Origin of the sequence: Sphaerisporangium sp. NPDC051011 (assembly GCF_040653595.1) — a bacterium.
Taxonomy (GTDB): domain Bacteria; phylum Actinomycetota; class Actinomycetes; order Streptosporangiales; family Streptosporangiaceae; genus Sphaerisporangium.
The window spans coordinates 262,236-277,626 of record NZ_JBFAGG010000002.1; the positions used below are offsets into that span (position 1 = coordinate 262,236).

The 15,391-nt window shown below is 68.5% G+C and carries 14 protein-coding genes, 1 tRNA gene and 1 riboswitch; of the genes, 9 read left to right on the forward strand and 6 right to left on the reverse strand.

Annotated features, from left to right (window positions below):
* Positions 1 to 22: 22 nt before the first annotated feature.
* Positions 23 to 1,093 carry a glycerophosphodiester phosphodiesterase gene (locus AB0H21_RS05340; protein WP_358512047.1) on the forward strand — a complete coding sequence of 357 codons (1,071 nt, stop codon included), beginning with the start codon at positions 23 to 25 and terminating at the stop codon, positions 1,091 to 1,093.
* A gap of 27 nt (positions 1,094 to 1,120) precedes the next feature.
* On the opposite strand, the gene AB0H21_RS05345 is transcribed toward AB0H21_RS05340, so the two are convergent.
* The gene (locus tag AB0H21_RS05345) at positions 1,121 to 1,630 is read right to left on the reverse strand and encodes a cysteine dioxygenase family protein (protein ID WP_358512050.1); all 510 of its coding nucleotides are present in this window, start codon (positions 1,628 to 1,630) and stop codon (positions 1,121 to 1,123) included.
* Positions 1,627 to 2,529, reverse strand: a complete 903-nt coding sequence (locus AB0H21_RS05350; protein ID WP_358512052.1) for an amidohydrolase — start codon at positions 2,527 to 2,529, stop codon at positions 1,627 to 1,629. Before AB0H21_RS05350 ends, AB0H21_RS05345 begins: the two co-directional genes overlap by 4 nt.
* 178 nt (positions 2,530 to 2,707) lie before the next feature.
* Here AB0H21_RS05350 and AB0H21_RS05355 point away from each other — a divergent pair, with 178 nt between their 5' ends.
* Positions 2,708 to 3,718, forward strand: a complete 1,011-nt coding sequence (locus AB0H21_RS05355; RefSeq protein ID WP_358512055.1) for a LacI family DNA-binding transcriptional regulator — start codon at positions 2,708 to 2,710, stop codon at positions 3,716 to 3,718.
* A gap of 132 nt (positions 3,719 to 3,850) precedes the next feature.
* Here the strand turns inward: AB0H21_RS05355 and AB0H21_RS05360 are convergent, their stop codons facing one another.
* The gene (locus AB0H21_RS05360) at positions 3,851 to 4,228 is read right to left on the reverse strand and encodes a phage holin family protein (protein ID WP_358512057.1); all 378 of its coding nucleotides are present in this window, start codon (positions 4,226 to 4,228) and stop codon (positions 3,851 to 3,853) included.
* Between the two features lie 257 nt (positions 4,229 to 4,485).
* Here AB0H21_RS05360 and AB0H21_RS05365 point away from each other — a divergent pair, with 257 nt between their 5' ends.
* Both AB0H21_RS05365 and AB0H21_RS05370 read left to right on the forward strand, forming a co-directional pair.
* Positions 4,486 to 4,761, forward strand: coding sequence for a hypothetical protein (locus AB0H21_RS05365; RefSeq protein WP_358512060.1), 276 nt, complete (start codon positions 4,486 to 4,488; stop codon positions 4,759 to 4,761).
* Between the two features lie 29 nt (positions 4,762 to 4,790).
* A complete protein-coding gene (locus tag AB0H21_RS05370; protein WP_358512063.1) occupies positions 4,791 to 5,189 on the forward strand; it encodes an OsmC family protein in 399 nt (132 codons plus the stop codon).
* Between the two features lie 477 nt (positions 5,190 to 5,666).
* Here the strand turns inward: AB0H21_RS05370 and AB0H21_RS05375 are convergent, their stop codons facing one another.
* On the reverse strand, positions 5,667 to 6,389 hold the full coding sequence (locus tag AB0H21_RS05375) for an SDR family oxidoreductase (RefSeq protein ID WP_358512066.1): 723 nt from the start codon (positions 6,387 to 6,389) through the stop codon (positions 5,667 to 5,669).
* A 10-nt stretch (positions 6,390 to 6,399) separates the two neighbouring features.
* Here AB0H21_RS05375 and AB0H21_RS05380 point away from each other — a divergent pair, with 10 nt between their 5' ends.
* From AB0H21_RS05380 to AB0H21_RS05390, 3 genes are all read left to right on the forward strand, one after another.
* The gene (locus AB0H21_RS05380; protein ID WP_358512069.1) at positions 6,400 to 7,323 is read left to right on the forward strand and encodes a LysR family transcriptional regulator; all 924 of its coding nucleotides are present in this window, start codon (positions 6,400 to 6,402) and stop codon (positions 7,321 to 7,323) included.
* Between the two features lie 178 nt (positions 7,324 to 7,501).
* A riboswitch (cyclic di-AMP (ydaO/yuaA leader) is annotated at positions 7,502 to 7,642 on the forward strand.
* 301 nt (positions 7,643 to 7,943) lie between these two features.
* Positions 7,944 to 8,582 (forward strand): hypothetical protein, encoded by a 639-nt coding sequence (locus AB0H21_RS05385; RefSeq protein ID WP_358512072.1) that lies wholly within the window; start codon positions 7,944 to 7,946, stop codon positions 8,580 to 8,582.
* Positions 8,583 to 8,761: 179 nt separating this feature from the next.
* Positions 8,762 to 8,838 (forward strand) — tRNA-Lys (locus AB0H21_RS05390).
* Positions 8,839 to 8,967: 129 nt separating this feature from the next.
* Here AB0H21_RS05390 and AB0H21_RS05395 read toward each other — a convergent pair.
* Positions 8,968 to 10,116 carry a PLP-dependent aminotransferase family protein gene (locus tag AB0H21_RS05395; RefSeq protein ID WP_358512075.1) on the reverse strand — a complete coding sequence of 383 codons (1,149 nt, stop codon included), beginning with the start codon at positions 10,114 to 10,116 and terminating at the stop codon, positions 8,968 to 8,970.
* A gap of 1,042 nt (positions 10,117 to 11,158) precedes the next feature.
* A complete protein-coding gene (locus AB0H21_RS05400; RefSeq protein WP_358512078.1) occupies positions 11,159 to 11,899 on the reverse strand; it encodes a sulfotransferase family protein in 741 nt (246 codons plus the stop codon).
* A 1,964-nt stretch (positions 11,900 to 13,863) separates the two neighbouring features.
* On the opposite strand from AB0H21_RS05400, the gene AB0H21_RS05405 reads away from it, so the two are divergent.
* Positions 13,864 to 14,223: a VOC family protein gene (locus AB0H21_RS05405; protein ID WP_358512081.1), complete on the forward strand. Its 360-nt coding sequence runs from the start codon at positions 13,864 to 13,866 to the stop codon at positions 14,221 to 14,223.
* 385 nt (positions 14,224 to 14,608) lie between these two features.
* A complete protein-coding gene (locus AB0H21_RS05410) occupies positions 14,609 to 15,307 on the forward strand; it encodes a response regulator transcription factor (protein ID WP_358512084.1) in 699 nt (232 codons plus the stop codon).
* The last annotated feature ends 84 nt before the right edge of the window (positions 15,308 to 15,391 follow it).

The following is a 15,391-nucleotide window of genomic DNA, read 5'->3' on the forward strand; positions in this document are numbered from 1 at the left end:
TTACCTGGCTTAACATCGCAGCGTGATCGCTCTTGTGTGGATCGTGGCCGGCGTCGTCTCCCTGTCGGGCGGCGTCGCGGCGCCCGGCGCGTCCGGGCCCGTCCCTCATCCCCTCGTCATCGGGCACCGCGGCGCGTGCGCGTACCGTCCCGAGCACACCATGGCCTCCTACGAGACCGCGATCCGGGACGGCGCCGACTACATCGAACCCGACCTGGTCTCCACCAAGGACCACGTGCTGGTCGCCCGGCACGAGAACGAGATCTCCCAGACCACCGACGTCGCCGTGCACCCGGAGTTCGCCGCGCGCAGGACGACCAAGACCATCGACGGGCGGCGGCTCACCGGCTGGTTCACCGAGGACTTCACCCTGGAGGAGCTGCGCACGCTGCGCGCCGTCGAGCGCCTGCCCGAGCTGCGTCCCCGCAGCGCCGCATTCGACGGCACGTCCACGATCGCGACGTTCGACGAGATCGTCGCCCTCGCCCGGCGCGCCGGGGTCGGCGTCTACCCCGAGACCAAGCATCCGGGGTACTTCACGTCCATCGGGCTCCCGCTGGAGCAGCCTATGCTCGCCACCCTGGCGAAGTACGGCTGGACCGAACGCACCGACCCGGTGTTCATTCAGTCGTTCGAGACGGCCAACCTGCGGGCGCTGCGCGGCACGACGCGCCTGCGGCTGATCCAGCTCATGGAGGCGACCGGCGCTCCCCGCGACCTGGTCGTCGCGGGGGACCCGCGCACGTACCGCGACCTGGCCACGCCCGAGGGCCTGCGCGAGATCGCCGGGTACGCCGACGGCATCGGCGTGCACGTGCGGCTGGTCGTGCCGGGGGACGAGGGGCGCGGCGCGCCGACGTCCCTGGTCACCGACGCCCACCGCGCCGGCCTGCCCATCCACGTCTGGACCGTCCGGCCGGAGAACGCCTACCTGCCCGCGGGCTTCCGCACCGGGGACCCGAAGGCCCCCGGGTACGCCGCCGCGCACGGCGACGTCGAAGGCTGGCTCACGCGCCTGTACGGGCTGGGGGTCGACGGCGTGTTCACCGACGACCCCGGCGTCGCGAGCCGTGCCCGCGACGCCCTCACGTGACGGTGCCTTCCGAGGGGCCCCGAGAGCTCAGACCAGCGCCTCGGCGTCCACCTGGCGCAGCTCGTCGGCGTAGCTGACCGAGGCGCGGCGCATCACGCCGTCCTCGCTGATCGAGTACTGCCCGAGCCGCCACAGCGGGGGAGAGTAGGCGTGGATCGACACGCTGTGCTCGGCCTGCCCGTTGATGCGGTGGATGTGCTCGGGCCCGAACGCCAGCGACTCGCCCTCCGACACCAGCGTCTCGACGTGCGCGCCGCCGATGCGAGGGTTGGACTCCAGCAGCGTGCCGGCGATCACCCGGACCGCTCCGGACGACACGTCGTGGTCGTGCCAGCCCGTGTCGTCCTCGGGACGCCAACAGATGACCCAGATGTCCACGAAGGAGTCGCGGTGGAGGGAGGCGTAATGACGGGCCTCTCCGGTCTCGCCGAACGCGATGTGGTGTGACCACAGGTCCGGCCGGTCCGCGAGGTCTTCGACGAGGGCGCGAAGTTCGCGCTTGTCGAGGAATCGCTCTGGCAGGGATTCCCAGCTCATCTGGGCACGGCTCCTTTCGTGTCGAGCAGGCGTGCGGGGTTGGTCACCGCGATCGTGTGGTCGGCGGCCTCGCCGAGCAGCGTCCGCGGCGGGGAGGCGTAGGGCGCGTCCGAGCCGAGCACGACGACCTCGATGCCGACCACCCGCGTGATCGCGTCGATGGCCTGGTGGCCGTAGGACGAGGTCTCCAGGAACGCGTCCGGGTCGACGGTGCCCCGGGACGAGCCGCCCCGGGCGATGAAGCGCTCCACGTGCAGGGGGGCGAGGCCGGCCAGCAGGGCGAAGCAGACGCGCAGGCGGGGGTGCCTCGGCCGGCCGAACGCCCGGAAGGCGTACCACGCGGCGTGCATCTGTTGGACGTACGGGACGACCGCGGGCCACCAGCCGGGGGCGTCGTCGGCCGCCGCGGCGGGGCCCGGGTGGACGAACAGCGGCAGGTCCCGATCCTCCAGCAGGTCGAGCAGCGGCGCCACGCGGGCGTACCCGGCGGCGTCGCGCAGGGCGGTCGCGGGGAGCTGCAGCCCGGCGAAGCCGGAGTCCAGGGCCTTGGCGGTCGGGGACGGGTCGATCTCGGCGACGCACGTGGAGGCCCACGCGCGGAAAGAGGCGGGCAGTTCCAGCGCGCCCTGGTGATAGGCGTCGATCAGAGGCCAGGCGTCCTCGGGTGGCAGGTGCTCGATGCCGAGCGGGCTGGACAGCGACACGAGGGCCAGGTCCAGGCCGTGCTCGCGGTTGAAGGCGAGCCGGTGGTCCAGGTCGTGGTCGCGGGGGTTCACCTCGTACGGCGCCTCGCCGTCGAGGTACAGCGTCCAGCCGTCCAGGAACGGCGGCTTCGCGCGACCGCGCAGCGAGTCGACGAACCCGGCCGTCCAGATGTGCTGATGCACGTCGATGCCCATGTCACCTCCTTGCGCCCACTATATCCGACAATTCCTATCGATATTGTCGGCATTACCTCTGGGATGCTGTGAAACGCTTCAGTGATACGATTCAGTGAACCGCTTCACCCGTGCCGCGTCAACACCCCCGGGCACCCGGATGCCCTCGGGCGCCGGGGTTTCCGCATAAGCTGAAGTGATGTCGCGATCCCAGCCGCGCAAACGCGCGACGATCCGCGAGGTGGCCCAGGCGACCGGCCTGTCACCCGCCGCCGTCTCGTACGCGCTGCGCGGCATGCAGGTCTCCGAGGAGACGATCGCGCGCGTGCGCCAGGCCGCCGCCGAGCTCGGCTATGAGGCCGACCCGATCGCCCGCGCCCTCGCCAGCGGCCGCACCGGCATGATCGGCCTGCTGTGCGGCTCGCTCGAAGACCTCTGGCAGCAGTCGCTCGCCGTCGGCATCGGCAGGGCCCTGCGCGACAAGGACCGCTACGCGCTGATCCTCGACGCCGCCGGCGACCCCGCCCGCGAGCGCACCCTCGCCCGGCAGCTCCGCGACCAGCGCGTCGACGGCATGATCGTCCAGCCGGTGGACCCCGCCGCGCAGATGTGGGGCCAGCTCGCCGAGACGGTCCCGGTCGTCGCGATCGGCGACGCGCTCGTCGACGCCAAGACGGCCGGAGAGGTGGTCTTCGACAACCGCAGGGGCGTCACGCTGGCCCTGGAGTACCTGCGCGACCGCGGCCACCACCGCATCGCCGTCCTCACCCCGACCCGGCCCAGCACGCCCGACCGCCCCGCAGACCTGCACGTGATCGCCGAGGCCGACCGCCTCGGGCTGGACATCGAGGTCGTCAACGCCCCGCACGGGCTGCCCGCCATCACCGACACGGCCCGCGCGCTGCTCTCCGGGGCCTCCCGCCCGGCCGCGGCCTTCTGTTTCTCCGACTTCATCGCCTACGGCGTCTACGCGGCCGCCGCGGAGGCCGGCCTGCGCGTGCCGGAGGACGTCTCGATCATGGGGTACGACGACCACCCGATGTCCGGTCTGCTCACCCCCGGGCTCACCACCGTGAACTGGGACATCGACGGCATCGTCCGCGCCGCCGTCCGGCTGGTGGCAGCCGCGGCGGACGGGCAGGTGCGCAGGCGCAGGATCATCCAGGCCCCCGAACTGCGCGAACGCGGCTCGGTCCTCAGCCGTCGCTGAGACGGTCCGCCGCCGGTCTTCCGCCGGGACTTCGTCGGGTGTCAGACCGGGCTTCGTGTGGTTCTCGTCCGGTCCTCGTGCGGTCTTCCTGTGGTCTTCCTCCGCTCTTCGTTCGGTCTTCTTTCAGTCTTCTCAGTCTTCGTTGAGGCCGAGCAGCATGTCGAGGATCCAGCTGACCACGCCCACCACGATCGCGCCGAGGAAGGCCGCCCCGAAGCCGTCCACGTGGAACGGCAGCTCGATCTGCTCGGCGATCCAGCTCGTGAGCAGCAGCAGGAGCGCGTTCACCACCAGGGCGAACAGGCCCAGAGTGAGTACGTAGAACGCGCAGCCTATGGTCTTGATGATCGGCTTCAGCACGGCGTTGACGATGCCGAAGATGAGCGCGACGGCGACGAGGGTGCCCACCGTCTTGGCGGTGGTGGTCTGGGCGACGGCGATCCCGTCGATCAGGCGGGTGGCGGCCCAGAGCGCGCCCGCGACCACAAGGATCTTGAGGATGATCTTCACATAGGTGATGTTCCCATGACCTGTCCTGGGAGCGGTAGGGCTGGAGGGCCCGGGTGCCCCAGCTCGGCCGTGTTCTCCGGACCCGGCGCGTGCCGGTTGACCGGCCCCTTGGTCGGCTGACCGGCCCCTTTGCCGATCTCTTCATCGGCCCTTGACCGGCGGGGGACGCGGGGCGAACATCGGCGGGTGATCGTTCTTTGCGGTGATCTGCATATCCCCCTGATCGCGGGGAAAGGGGTGAAAGGGGGTGATACTCAATGGACCGGGACCAGTTGGAGTCGCTGCCGCCCAAGGAGCTTCACGACAGGGCGGTGCGCTACGCGGTCGCGCACGGTGACTTCGGCTTCCTGTGGGACCTGCTGAAGGTCATCCCCGCGGCCGAGGCCGCGAGCGGCCATTCCGACGAGTCGGCCAACGACCTCAGCCGCGTGTCCGCGCTGCTGAGCGACGCCATGGCCTCGGGGGAAGGCGAACTCGGCGAGGCGCTGCGGCCGGTCTACATCGCCTACCTCTCCAAGCACCCGGACGCCTGACACGTCGGAGTCGGCTCTAGGCTCCATCCATGGCAACGGTGAATGTGGAGCGTACAGAAGACGGCTTCGTGGCGAGCAACGACCGCGGAGCGCGGGTCGCCATCGGCGGCGGGGACGAGAATGGGGTCTTCACCCCCGTCGAACTGCTCCTCGCGGCGGTGGGCGGGTGCAACATCGTGACGGTCGAGCCGCTCACGGCCCAGCGCGGGCACCGGCTCGTCCGGCTCGCGATGACCGTCGAGGCCGCGAAGATCGAATCGAACATGCTCGGCACCGTGACGGTGACCTATGACGTCGAGCTTCCCGAAGGCGACCCCGAGGCGGACGAAGTGTTCCGCGCCGTCGCCCAGCGGGTCCACGAGCGGCACTGCACGGTCAGCCGCACCCTGCAGCAGGGCGTCGAGGTCAAGGTCGAACTGCCCGAATAGCCGCCTGCGCCTGCGGGTCCATCCGTACCCGGTCAACCCCGGGACTTAGACCGAATCTATACCCTGCGATGACGAGCAGCTCAGGCCCCCGTATGTAGTGTTAAGGCAGGTCAAGAGGGATGGGACCTGGCACTCGCAAGGGTGCGGACAAGAGCTTTTCTCAAAAAGGACGCGGTGGGGGACCGCGTCCGTTCAGCGGGACCGCCCGATGCGTTTGGGGGAAGGCATCGGCGCTGGACCGTTTGAGATCGGGGCCGGGCAGGCGGGGGACTGCCCGGCCCCGACTTGTCCCCACCCACCCCCGCGCACGGGACACATCTCTCCTCCGTACCGTTCCAGGAGCCCGCCGATTCCCCATCCGGGCGGTCACGTACGGGCCCGGAGGCGAAAGAACAAGCTCAGGCCGTGGGGGACGGCTGCTCACCGGGCGCTGGTGGGGCGCGTTGAGCCGCAGCCCAGCAGCAACACGTCAGAACATCACCATGGCACGACGCCATCGTCGTCGAACAGCTGACCGGTGGGCCCGTCGTCGGGCAGAGCCGCCAACCGGATGGCGATCAACGCGCCCTGCTCAGGGGTCCGAGTACCGCGGAACCCATTGAGGTCGGTGGCCACGTAGCCGGGGCAGGCGCTGTTGATCAAAATGTTGGTGCCGCTCAGCTCCTTGGCGTACTGGATGGTGACGGCGTTGAGGTAGGTCTTCGTCGGTGAGTAAGCCCCGCTGATCCCGAGCCCGACACCGGGTGTGGTCTGCAGGGTCAGCGAGGCGACATGGCTGGACTGGTTGACGATCCGCGGGTGCGCCGAGCGGCGCAGCAGCGGCAGCATCGCGTTGGTGACCCGGATGACGCCGATGACGTTGGTCTCCACCAGCCGTCGCACGGTCTCCAGGTCGATGGTCGTAGGTGCCTCTGGCCAGTCGCCTGCGACGCCGGCGTTATTGACCAGCACGTCAAGGCGTCCCGCTCGCTCCTCGATCAGCTGCGCCGCGGCGGTCACGCTCTCGTCGTCGGTGACGTCCAAGGGCACGCCGAACGCGTCGGTACCTGCCGCGCGCAGCTTCGCCACGGCGTCCGTCCTGCGCCGCTCGTCTCGAGCGCCGACACCGACGCTCCAGCCCAATGCGCCCAGCCCGGCCGCGATCTCGTACCCGATTCCCTTGTTCGCGCCGGTGACCAGTGCGATTGTCTTCTCGCTCATGACACCGAGCATGGCTGCACTTCGATCAGGCACCAACACCATCTCGGTACTGCAGCAATATCCGAGCGACATCAATCGACCGTACTGTGAATCCATGGAGATACGCGAGCTGCGGTACTTCGTCGCGATCGCCGAGGAACTGCACTTCGGCAAGGCCGCCCAGCGTCTGGAGATGGCCCAGCCGCCCCTGTCCCGCGCCATCGCCCGGCTCGAACGAGAGCTCGGCGTCACGCTGCTGGAGCGCACCAGCCGCAAGGTCACGCTCACCGAGGCCGGGGCCGTGCTTCTGTCGGAGGGGCGCACGATCCTCAGCGCGGTGGCCGCAGCTGAGCGGCGTACTCAGCAGGCTGCGCAAAGGCGCCCCCACCTCGTCCTCGCCGTCAAATCCGGCACCGCCGGCGAGTTGCTGGTCAAACTGCTCGATGCCTACCGCGCGGAGCCCGGCGCAGCGACCGTCGATCTGTTGCTCTGCGAGGCGCATCAGCAACAGAAATTGCTGCAGAACGGGCAAGCCGATGTGGCTCTGCTGCACTTGCCATTCGATTCGACGGTCGGACTCGACACCGAAATTCTGTATACCGAGGGACAGGTGGCGATCCTGCCCACCTCTCACTCACTTGCCGGCCGCTCTCAGGTTCGGATGGCCGAGGTCACCGCATTGCAGGAACTCCCGATGGCTCGCTGGCCCGGTCCTGGCGGCAACTACCCGGAGGGGCCAGGGGCAGAGGTACGGAACCTGACACAGCTCTTCCAGCTGATCGCGCTCGGCCGTACCACCGTGATCGTGCCCGAGTCCACCAGCACCGACCTGCGCCGGGATCTCGCCGCCGTTCCGGTCCTGGATGCCCCGCCCGTGACAACGGTGATCGCTTGGCCGCCACAGAGCCGGCTTCGCGCAGTCGCCGACCTGATCCGCGTAGCAACACGTCTTTGACCGGCTGTTCTGTGCCCGTAGCGTCGCTCATCCATGCCTGAAATGCGAGGTTTGGGTGGGAAAGGTAGATCTTCTAATGCTTTCGAGGGGTAATGTTGGCTTTGTCCTGACTTGGTGGGTAAGGTCTTAACCCAAGACGGGCGGTGACCTGGTCTTCAGCCCGAAGGCCGCCGCCCCGAACGTCGAATCTCCGAAGCCCGCAACGGGGCCGAGGGGAACCGGGGACCCAAGTCCTTGGGGTGAATCCGCGCGAGCGGTAGGGAGCGACTCCAATCCCGAACCCGTCAGCTAACCCGGTAGGCGTGATTGGAGAGGAGATCGAGTGGAGCACCCCACTCCGCGGCACCCATCCCCCGGGCTACCCTAAGCCCCGGATCTCGCCGTCAGAAGCGGCGGACAAATCGGCTCGGAGCAGCCGTCTCACCGGGCGAGTAGCTCGCCCTCTGTGACGTGGTGGTTGACGCCACAACTTTCTGCACTAGCACGGAAACGCGCGGATCCCGGCGATTGACATGGTCTCGCCGATCCAGTGATCAGACAGCGCCTTCCACTCCCGCATCGGTGCCGCCCTCGGCCCGGAGTCGCGGTCCTTGTCTTCTGATGAAAGATCCGACCTCCCCATGACTTCATTCGCTGTCCCCCCCACCTGGCGACCGGCTTCCTGCATCGCCGGCGCCTGCCTCGCCGCGGTGACGGCCTTCGGCGCGACCGCCATCGCCGACGCCGACGCGCAGAGCGTCCTTGCCCCCGTGCCCGCCGACGGCGCGGTCACCGAACCGGCCTTCCAGGGCAAGCCCGTCCTTCTCCATGGGTCCACGAAGGCCTCGTACTTCTGGGACGACGCCTCCGGCCGTATGGGAGACACGGGCATGCCCGCGATCGGCAAGCCGATGCAGAAGGGGCTCTTCGCGAGCCCGAGCTGGCCGCTCGGCACCGAGGGATACGTGATGTACAAGGGAAAGAAGGCGCCCTTCTTCATCGGCGACCGCGGCCCCGGCATCCCTTCCAGCAGCGGCGTGATGCTCGACATCGACGGCAAGACCTTCGCGGAACTGACCGGCGGCACCTTCAGCGACTCCACCCTCACGGTGAAGGGCTTCGACGCCGGACACATCAAGGTCGACTACGTGGTCACCAAGTGGGGCGACGGCAAGGGCAAGAAGAACTTCCCTGTCCCCTTCTCCAGCGGTGCCTGGGCGTCCTACGACCACCACCCCGCCACCCCGCCGCGCACCCCGGTCGTCCTGGCCGGCGACTGAGCCACGACTCCCTCGGCGTGAAGCCCCCGTCACGAAGGCCCCGGTAGGGCGGTCCCGGACGCGAAGAGCGAGGCTGAGAGTGGCGACCCCCTGAAGCCTGGGCCACCGCGAGCCACCCGATACGCCGTCCACTCGATGTGCGCACCCGCGCGGGTGCTGCTAAAGTCGCCGTAGTCAATGCGCCGCTAGCTCAGTTGGTTAGAGCAGCTGACTCTTAATCAGCGGGTCCGGGGTTCGAGTCCCTGGCGGCGCACCACGGTTAATGCCGATGACCTGGGCATCCTCTGCTGGCGGAGGGTGCCCACAGTCATTTCCGGGCCTGTAAAGGCGCGACACCCTTGGCGGTGGGCCGGTGCGGCAACGCGGCGGTAACACCGCCTGGCTGTCAGGCTCGGTAGGCCGAGGCGAGTCTGTGGCCGGCCTCTTCCAGGTCCGTGGGGGAGCTGAAGCTGAAGCTGAGGCGAAGGCCCGGCTCGGCGAGGGGGCCGAAGAGGGCGCCGTCCATCGCGCGGACGCCGGTGGGTTCGATGGCCTGGGCGTTCAGGCCGTGCAGCCAGAGGAAGAAGCCGCCGTGGGGGACGGCGAAGGCGTCGGCTCCTCCCGCGCGCAGGCCGGAGACGAGGGCGTCGCGCCTGGCCTTCAGTTGGTCGCGAAGCCAGAGGAGGCGCCGGTCGTAGGCGCCGTGCTGGATGAGAGGCGTGACCGCCAGGGACGTGAGGTGGTTGACGCCGCCTCCGCTGGACAGCAGGCCTCCGCCGGCGAGCCTGGTGACCAGGGCGGGGTCGGCGAGCATCCAGCCGAGCCGCAGGCCGGGGCCGAGGGTCTTGGCGAAGCTGCACAGCCGCACGACCCCGTCGTATCCGGCCATCGCCGCCAGCGGGGCGGGCAGGTCGATCGGGTCGAGGCAGAGCTCGGCGTAGGCGTCGTCCTCGACGATCGGGAGGCCGTGATCCTGGGCGACCTCCAGCAGTTCGGCGCGTCGTCGCCCGCCGATCACGCGCCCCGTGGGGTTGTGGAAGGTGGGGATGAGGTACGCGAACGCCGCTCGGTCGCCGTCCGCCCGCAGGTCGAGCAACAGGTCAGAGAGCGCAGCGGGGTCGGGACCCTCGGCGTCCTCAGGGATGGGCACGGTCCGTAAGCCGCAGTCGGAGAAGATCCGCTTGGCGAGGTGGTAGCTGGCCCACTCGCACAGCACGACGTCGCCCGGCGCGCCGAGCCTTGTCGCCAGGAGGTGCAGCGCCTGTGAGGTCCCGGCGGTGATCAGGACGTTCTCGGGCTCGCACGGGTATCCGCCCGCGACCTTCGCCCGCTCGGCCAGCGCGCCGCGCAGGGGCGCCACCCCCGCGTTCGCCCCGTACGTCAGCGCCGCGGGCCCGTACTCGTCCAGCGCCTCGGCGTAGGCGCTGGCCATCATCCCGGTGGGGAGCAGCTCGGGGTCCAGATACCCGTCCGCGAGGTCGAGGACTCCGTCCGGGGGAACGCCCTGGACGATGCCCGGTGTCCACATCGGCGGAAGCTGTCGCGGTGCCTGCATGACCCGGGCCCAATCTCGTGGACGGCGGCCGGCGGCGGGTGGTGGCCGCCGGGAGCAGAGTGATCACCTGAGTCATATCGGGACGCTCCGCCGCAGTCAAGGCCCCGCCGCGCGCGCTCACCTCACCATGCGCACGTATAGGTGGGATCAGCAGGGGAAAGTGGAATCGGCGCGGTGTCACGGAATGTGAGGAGGACTCGGGAAATGGTGGGAAGACGACAGACGATGCCGCCGGGGCGGCGACGGGCCGTGTCTATTGGGCATCACAGCGTGGAAATCGGCATGGTGACGAGACGGAAGCATCGCGGGGCTTCCCGGCGGGCCGTGGACGTGTCAATTCATTGGACGGGGGCGGTGCGGCGGCGTGCCTGTGAGGGGCGGGAGAATGGAGCCGTCCAGGCCCTCATTTCAAGGCCCGGGAATCGCCCGCCGCCTGACTTCGGGAGAGCGGACCATCCCGGCGCGATATGCCCGGTGTGATATGCCCGGCGCGGGGGTGGTGGTGTTTCCGCTGCACAGGCTCCACAACTGCCCTCGACCACTGGTCAGCGGACCAGTCATGGGCGGGCGGTTGGACGGACGGCGGCGGCGCGTGTACGCCCTGTGGGCGGGTGATCCGTGCGATCGGAAGAAAGGCGAATGAGGGGGAGCAAGTGGGCGATGACGGGCGGGCCAATCCCCACTGACGGCGAAACTGAACATAATTCGGTTTGTGTTCGCGCAGGTGCCGGATGCCGCGCCGGAGCGGGAAACGAATTCCCGACGAACCGGCTGGAGATTCCGCCGGCCCTGTGGCAGGCGTGCTCACCGCCACAGGGCCGCGAACGGCGACCGGATGACCCGCCGTACGGTGGCGCCGGATTCGCCGTTCCACACCCCGCCGACCCGGCGCCGAATCAAGGGACTGTGGTGAGCGGGGAAGGAGACGGCCCCGCCGATCGCAGGTGGACACCGAAGCGGGCGGCTCGGTGATCGCGCGCGGACACCGCACAGGCGACTCGGCGGGGGCGGCGGTTCGGCACGGGCCGGCCGGGCCTGCCGGTCAGCTCGGCACGCGCATCCGCGCGGCGTGCAGGTGCTCGTAGTACGGGAGGTGGTAGTCGAGGTAGGCGGCGAGTTTCGGGTTGTCGCGGACGAAGTCGGTGTCGGCGCCGTCGGTGCGGACGAAGCCGTCGGTGCGGCTCGTCGACTCGTGCCAGCGCTGGGTCTTGCGCCAGTCGTCGCGCACCCCGGGCTGCCAGCTCAGCGCGTCGGGGACGAACGGGATCGAGACGCGGGCGCAGTACTCCTTGACCGTGCCGACCGGGTTCTCGATCAGGTCCTCGGAGTCGATCACGACGGGAGGCGTCTGCGACCTGGCCGCGACCGCGTCGTAGATCTCGGCGAGCCAGGCGAACCCGATCTCGTCCCGGCCGAGCTCGGCGTTGAGCTTGAAGTGGGAGGCGATGGCCTGTTCGGGGTGACGGATGATGAAGGTGTGGGTCGCCTCCGTGAGGAAGCGCTCGTCGGCGAGCAGCCCGGGGTAGTGGAAGTCCGTGGTGTCCTTGAAAAAGACCGGCTCACGGGCGGCCAGCTCACGCAGGGTAGCGATCAACTCGGCTTCTGTGCGCGCCGTGAAGGGGCCCACCTGCGCCTCGCTGAAATCGGCGACATGCGAGAACGGTTCGTGCACCACGGTGTAGTCGCCACGGGCGGCCATCATTCTCAGGAATGCGGTCGACCGGGAACGCGGCGCGCTCCACAATGCTAAAATCCGGGGCGCTTCCTGGGTTCCGTCGTTCATTACGCTGGCCTCCGCCTGTTCGTGGTCGTGCGGAAAGGATATGACGGTTCGCTGTCGATTTCCGCATGTGGGTCGCGGGTGGTTCGAGTGCACCGATCGGCGCTTCACGCGGCTCCGGCGTGAGAGCGTGGATGGCCGGGCCATGATGCACTGACCTGCGAAGACTCGCCTGTCCGTGCCTGGTGGGCGTGGCTTGGAAGGAGGCGGCCGGGTCCGGATCCGCCGATTTCCGTATCCCGCGCGGACACCTGCGGAATTCGGTGGGCGGGCCCGGTACGGCGCGGTCTCCGGGGATCAGGACGCCGAATGCTCATCTGCCTGCCCGACGGGCACCGGTTTCCCCGGACATTGCGCCGGATAGGCCAAGGGCCGTCTCCTTGTGGCGATTACCCGGGCCTCCTCGTGGCGATTACGCGGACTGTTCGCGCGTGTACACGGCAATGCCTCCGGCAATCCGAGCGGACGCGGGGGCCGGCAATCTTCGCGCGTTCTCGCGGACGGTCGCCGTCGCGGGTGTGAACACGCGCCGCGTCTCCGGAGAACATCTCCCGCCGGGCGACTCCCGCACGGCGGAACGGACCGGATCATCGCGTCGTCCTGCGCGTCCCCGCATTCGCCTGGAACGCGCGGTCGTATTCGGCCGTTCATGCCGGGAATACGATGCACGGTGCCCGCCGCCGGCGCGCCGCCGGGTTCGGCGGAACGCTCTGGATTCAGCGCGACGGCGTTTCGGGGGCGGCCGGAGCGGTGAATGGGTGGATGCCGTGAACGGCGCCGGCGGAGGTGGCTCGCGGATGCCGTGAATTCCGTTACTCTGTGCGCCTCCGTTCGCGCCCGTGTTCACCTAACGAATGCCTCGCGGAAATCGGTGTGACGGCGCCCGGAGAACTCGGAAGGCCGCCGGCCGCCGGTTCCGCCGGGGGAATCATTTTCGGACGCTCTGGGAAAAGGCCGCTCATTTGTCAGGAGGATTTCAGGCCGGACGGCCGGAGGCCTCGCGTCGCATTCCTCTCCATGCCTGCGTGCACGGGTGGTGAGGCCGTCCGTTTCCGGCGGTGGACCGGGTTCGGGTCCTCCGTATTCAGGCGGCGTGCATACCGGCGAACCGAATCGGGGAGATCGCCGGGCACGGTCGCCTGGACGGTCGTAACGGGTTAGGAATTCATGGCGCGGAATCCTCTGTGTCCGATTCGCGGTGCGGGGAATGCGCGGTGTGGGCGCTCGTCGACGTGCGCATTTGTACGTGGTACGACCTGCGGCGAGGTGGTGGGATGGGGGCCGGCGCATAGGGGGCAGAGGTCGGATCACTGGGGTGGCGGAATGTTCTCGTGGGGAGGCAGACCGCGTTCGCGGACCGATACCACCGGCCGGTGGGCGGCGGGCATCGCCGGTGGGGCCGGGACCGTACGGGAGTCGTACGGTGGAATGCCTGTTCAGAAGCCGGTCGGCGGTACGGCCTTCGCGCGGCTCGCCGGGCGAGGCGGGCGGGGTGGGCGCCGTAAATCATGGTCGCCCGGGGACACGTCCGGGCGGCGGAACCCCCAGTAAGCGCCATTTGGGATATCGGTGCCATGATCGAACATATTGGCACATGTCGCCAAGGTCGCTTGATCGATTCCGTACCCGCGCGCCGCCCGCCCAGGAATGCGGCCCGGCCCTGAGGTCGTGGCCAAAAAGGGGCGGCCACCTGGAACGTCCTCCTATGGACGGTTGTGAACGCGGCGACCATGGAGCCTCGGACCCGGCCCTGAGCGCGACCTCGGGGAATGTCGCCCGGATCGCGACCCGGGGATGCCCGCGCGCCGTGCGTGCGCGCCGCGAGTGTCATGCACGCCGGTTTTCGGACATCCCCTATTGCGGTTAAGTAGGTGGGGTCGATCCCGGCTTAGAGGCGACCGAAATGCGTGAATTCGGTCCTGTCGTCAAGATTGACATGCGACGTCCGTCGCCGGGATAATCTCCGGGTGCCATCCCTATTGCAAAATGTGACCTTCGACTGCGCGGTTCCTGTCAAGCTGGCGCGGTTCTGGAGCGAGGTCACGGGACAGCCCGTCGATGATTACGATTCCTTCTACGCGACGGTGACGCTGCCGAATGAGACGGTGCTCTACTTCGCCCGGGTCCCCGAGTCGAAGACCGTCAAGAATCGCGTGCATCTCTGCTTGCGGCCGGATGTCCTCCGCGACGTCGAGGTCGACCGTCTGATCGGAATCGGCGCGCGTTTGGTGGCCGATCGCCGTAGGCCCAACGGTCAGGGTTGGGTGGTGCTGGCCGACCCCGAGGGGAACGAATTCTGTGTTCTCCGCAGCGCTGCGGAGCGATGACGATTACGTAGCGTTTAGCTCCACTTACGCAGCGCAATAGCCGACTGCTCTTGAGACTAACTAAAGAACCAGGCTTGACAGAGTTCAGTCGCAGATGCAAGCTTCTCGTTAGGGCGGGCATGGAGATCCCTTTTGCTGGGGGTTTGTTCGGACTTGGGCGAGGTCGTGCGACGTCATTTGAATTCTTCGAATGACAAGGTATTCCGCGCAGGTTATGTGGGGGGACACCGCGCACGGGATGGTCGCCGGCAGGTGAACGGCTCTCGAAAAGGAACTTGCGCGAAAAGGAATTAGTGAGGTTCGCTTTGCTGCGAGTACCCGGGAAGCGAGAGAGACCGACCGAGGTCGTCGTCGAACAGACCAGTTCAGGGCAGGTGTTATAACCGTGCACTATCGGGTCCTGATCTGCGACGAGACCACCCTGGTCAGGGACGGTCTGCGTACCTTGTTGGACGCGGAGTCCGACATCACCGTGGTGGACACCACGGACAGCGGGCAACGCGCGATCATGCTGGTCCGCACGTATCGGCCACACGTGGTGGTCACAGGCCTCACCCTGCAGGGCATGCTCGGCATCGAGCTGATCCGCCGCCTGCTGCGGGAGGAACTCGACCCCGTCCCCAGAGTCGTAGTGTTCGCCACCAACGAGCACGACGACACGCTGACTCACGACACACTCACCAATGTGCTGCACGCCGGCGCCAGCGGCCTGCTCACCCGCGAGACCAGCCGCGACGACCTCGTCGCCGCGATCAGGACCGTCGCCAGCGGCCAGGCGATGCTCACCCCGCGGATGACGCAGCGCCTGCTGGACTGGTTCCGCCAGCACAAGACCGAGCCTGACGACATGCTGCAGCCGTACGCGGCCGCGCTCACCGAGCGCGAGCGCGAGGTGCTGCTGCTCACCGCGCGCGGGATGTCCACCGAGGACATCGGAGTGACCCTGTCCATCTCCGTGGCCACGGTCCGCACGCACATCTACCGGCTGCGCAACAAGCTTCAGTTGCGCGACCGCGCCCAACTCGTGTCGTTCGCCTATCGCGCCGGCATGATGCAGACGGAGTACGACCTGGCCAACAACTGACCTGGCCAGGCATGGCAGGCGACTGAAACGCTCAACAGGCCGCAGGGAAGGCCCCTCACCTCCGCCGGGGTGAGGGGCCTTCCG

Coding starts and splice junctions, on each gene's coding strand:
- AB0H21_RS05345 (WP_358512050.1), bottom strand. CDS start 1,630: ATGAGCTGGGAATCCCTGCCAGAGCGATTCCTCGACAAGCGCGAACTT.
- AB0H21_RS05350 (WP_358512052.1), bottom strand. CDS start 2,529: ATGGGCATCGACGTGCATCAGCACATCTGGACGGCCGGGTTCGTCGAC.
- AB0H21_RS05355 (WP_358512055.1), top strand. CDS start 2,708: ATGTCGCGATCCCAGCCGCGCAAACGCGCGACGATCCGCGAGGTGGCC.
- AB0H21_RS05365 (WP_358512060.1), top strand. CDS start 4,486: ATGGACCGGGACCAGTTGGAGTCGCTGCCGCCCAAGGAGCTTCACGAC.
- AB0H21_RS05370 (WP_358512063.1), top strand. CDS start 4,791: ATGGCAACGGTGAATGTGGAGCGTACAGAAGACGGCTTCGTGGCGAGC.
- AB0H21_RS05375 (WP_358512066.1), bottom strand. CDS start 6,389: ATGAGCGAGAAGACAATCGCACTGGTCACCGGCGCGAACAAGGGAATC.
- AB0H21_RS05380 (WP_358512069.1), top strand. CDS start 6,400: ATGGCTGCACTTCGATCAGGCACCAACACCATCTCGGTACTGCAGCAA.
- AB0H21_RS05385 (WP_358512072.1), top strand. CDS start 7,944: ATGACTTCATTCGCTGTCCCCCCCACCTGGCGACCGGCTTCCTGCATC.
- AB0H21_RS05395 (WP_358512075.1), bottom strand. CDS start 10,116: ATGCAGGCACCGCGACAGCTTCCGCCGATGTGGACACCGGGCATCGTC.
- AB0H21_RS05400 (WP_358512078.1), bottom strand. CDS start 11,899: ATGAACGACGGAACCCAGGAAGCGCCCCGGATTTTAGCATTGTGGAGC.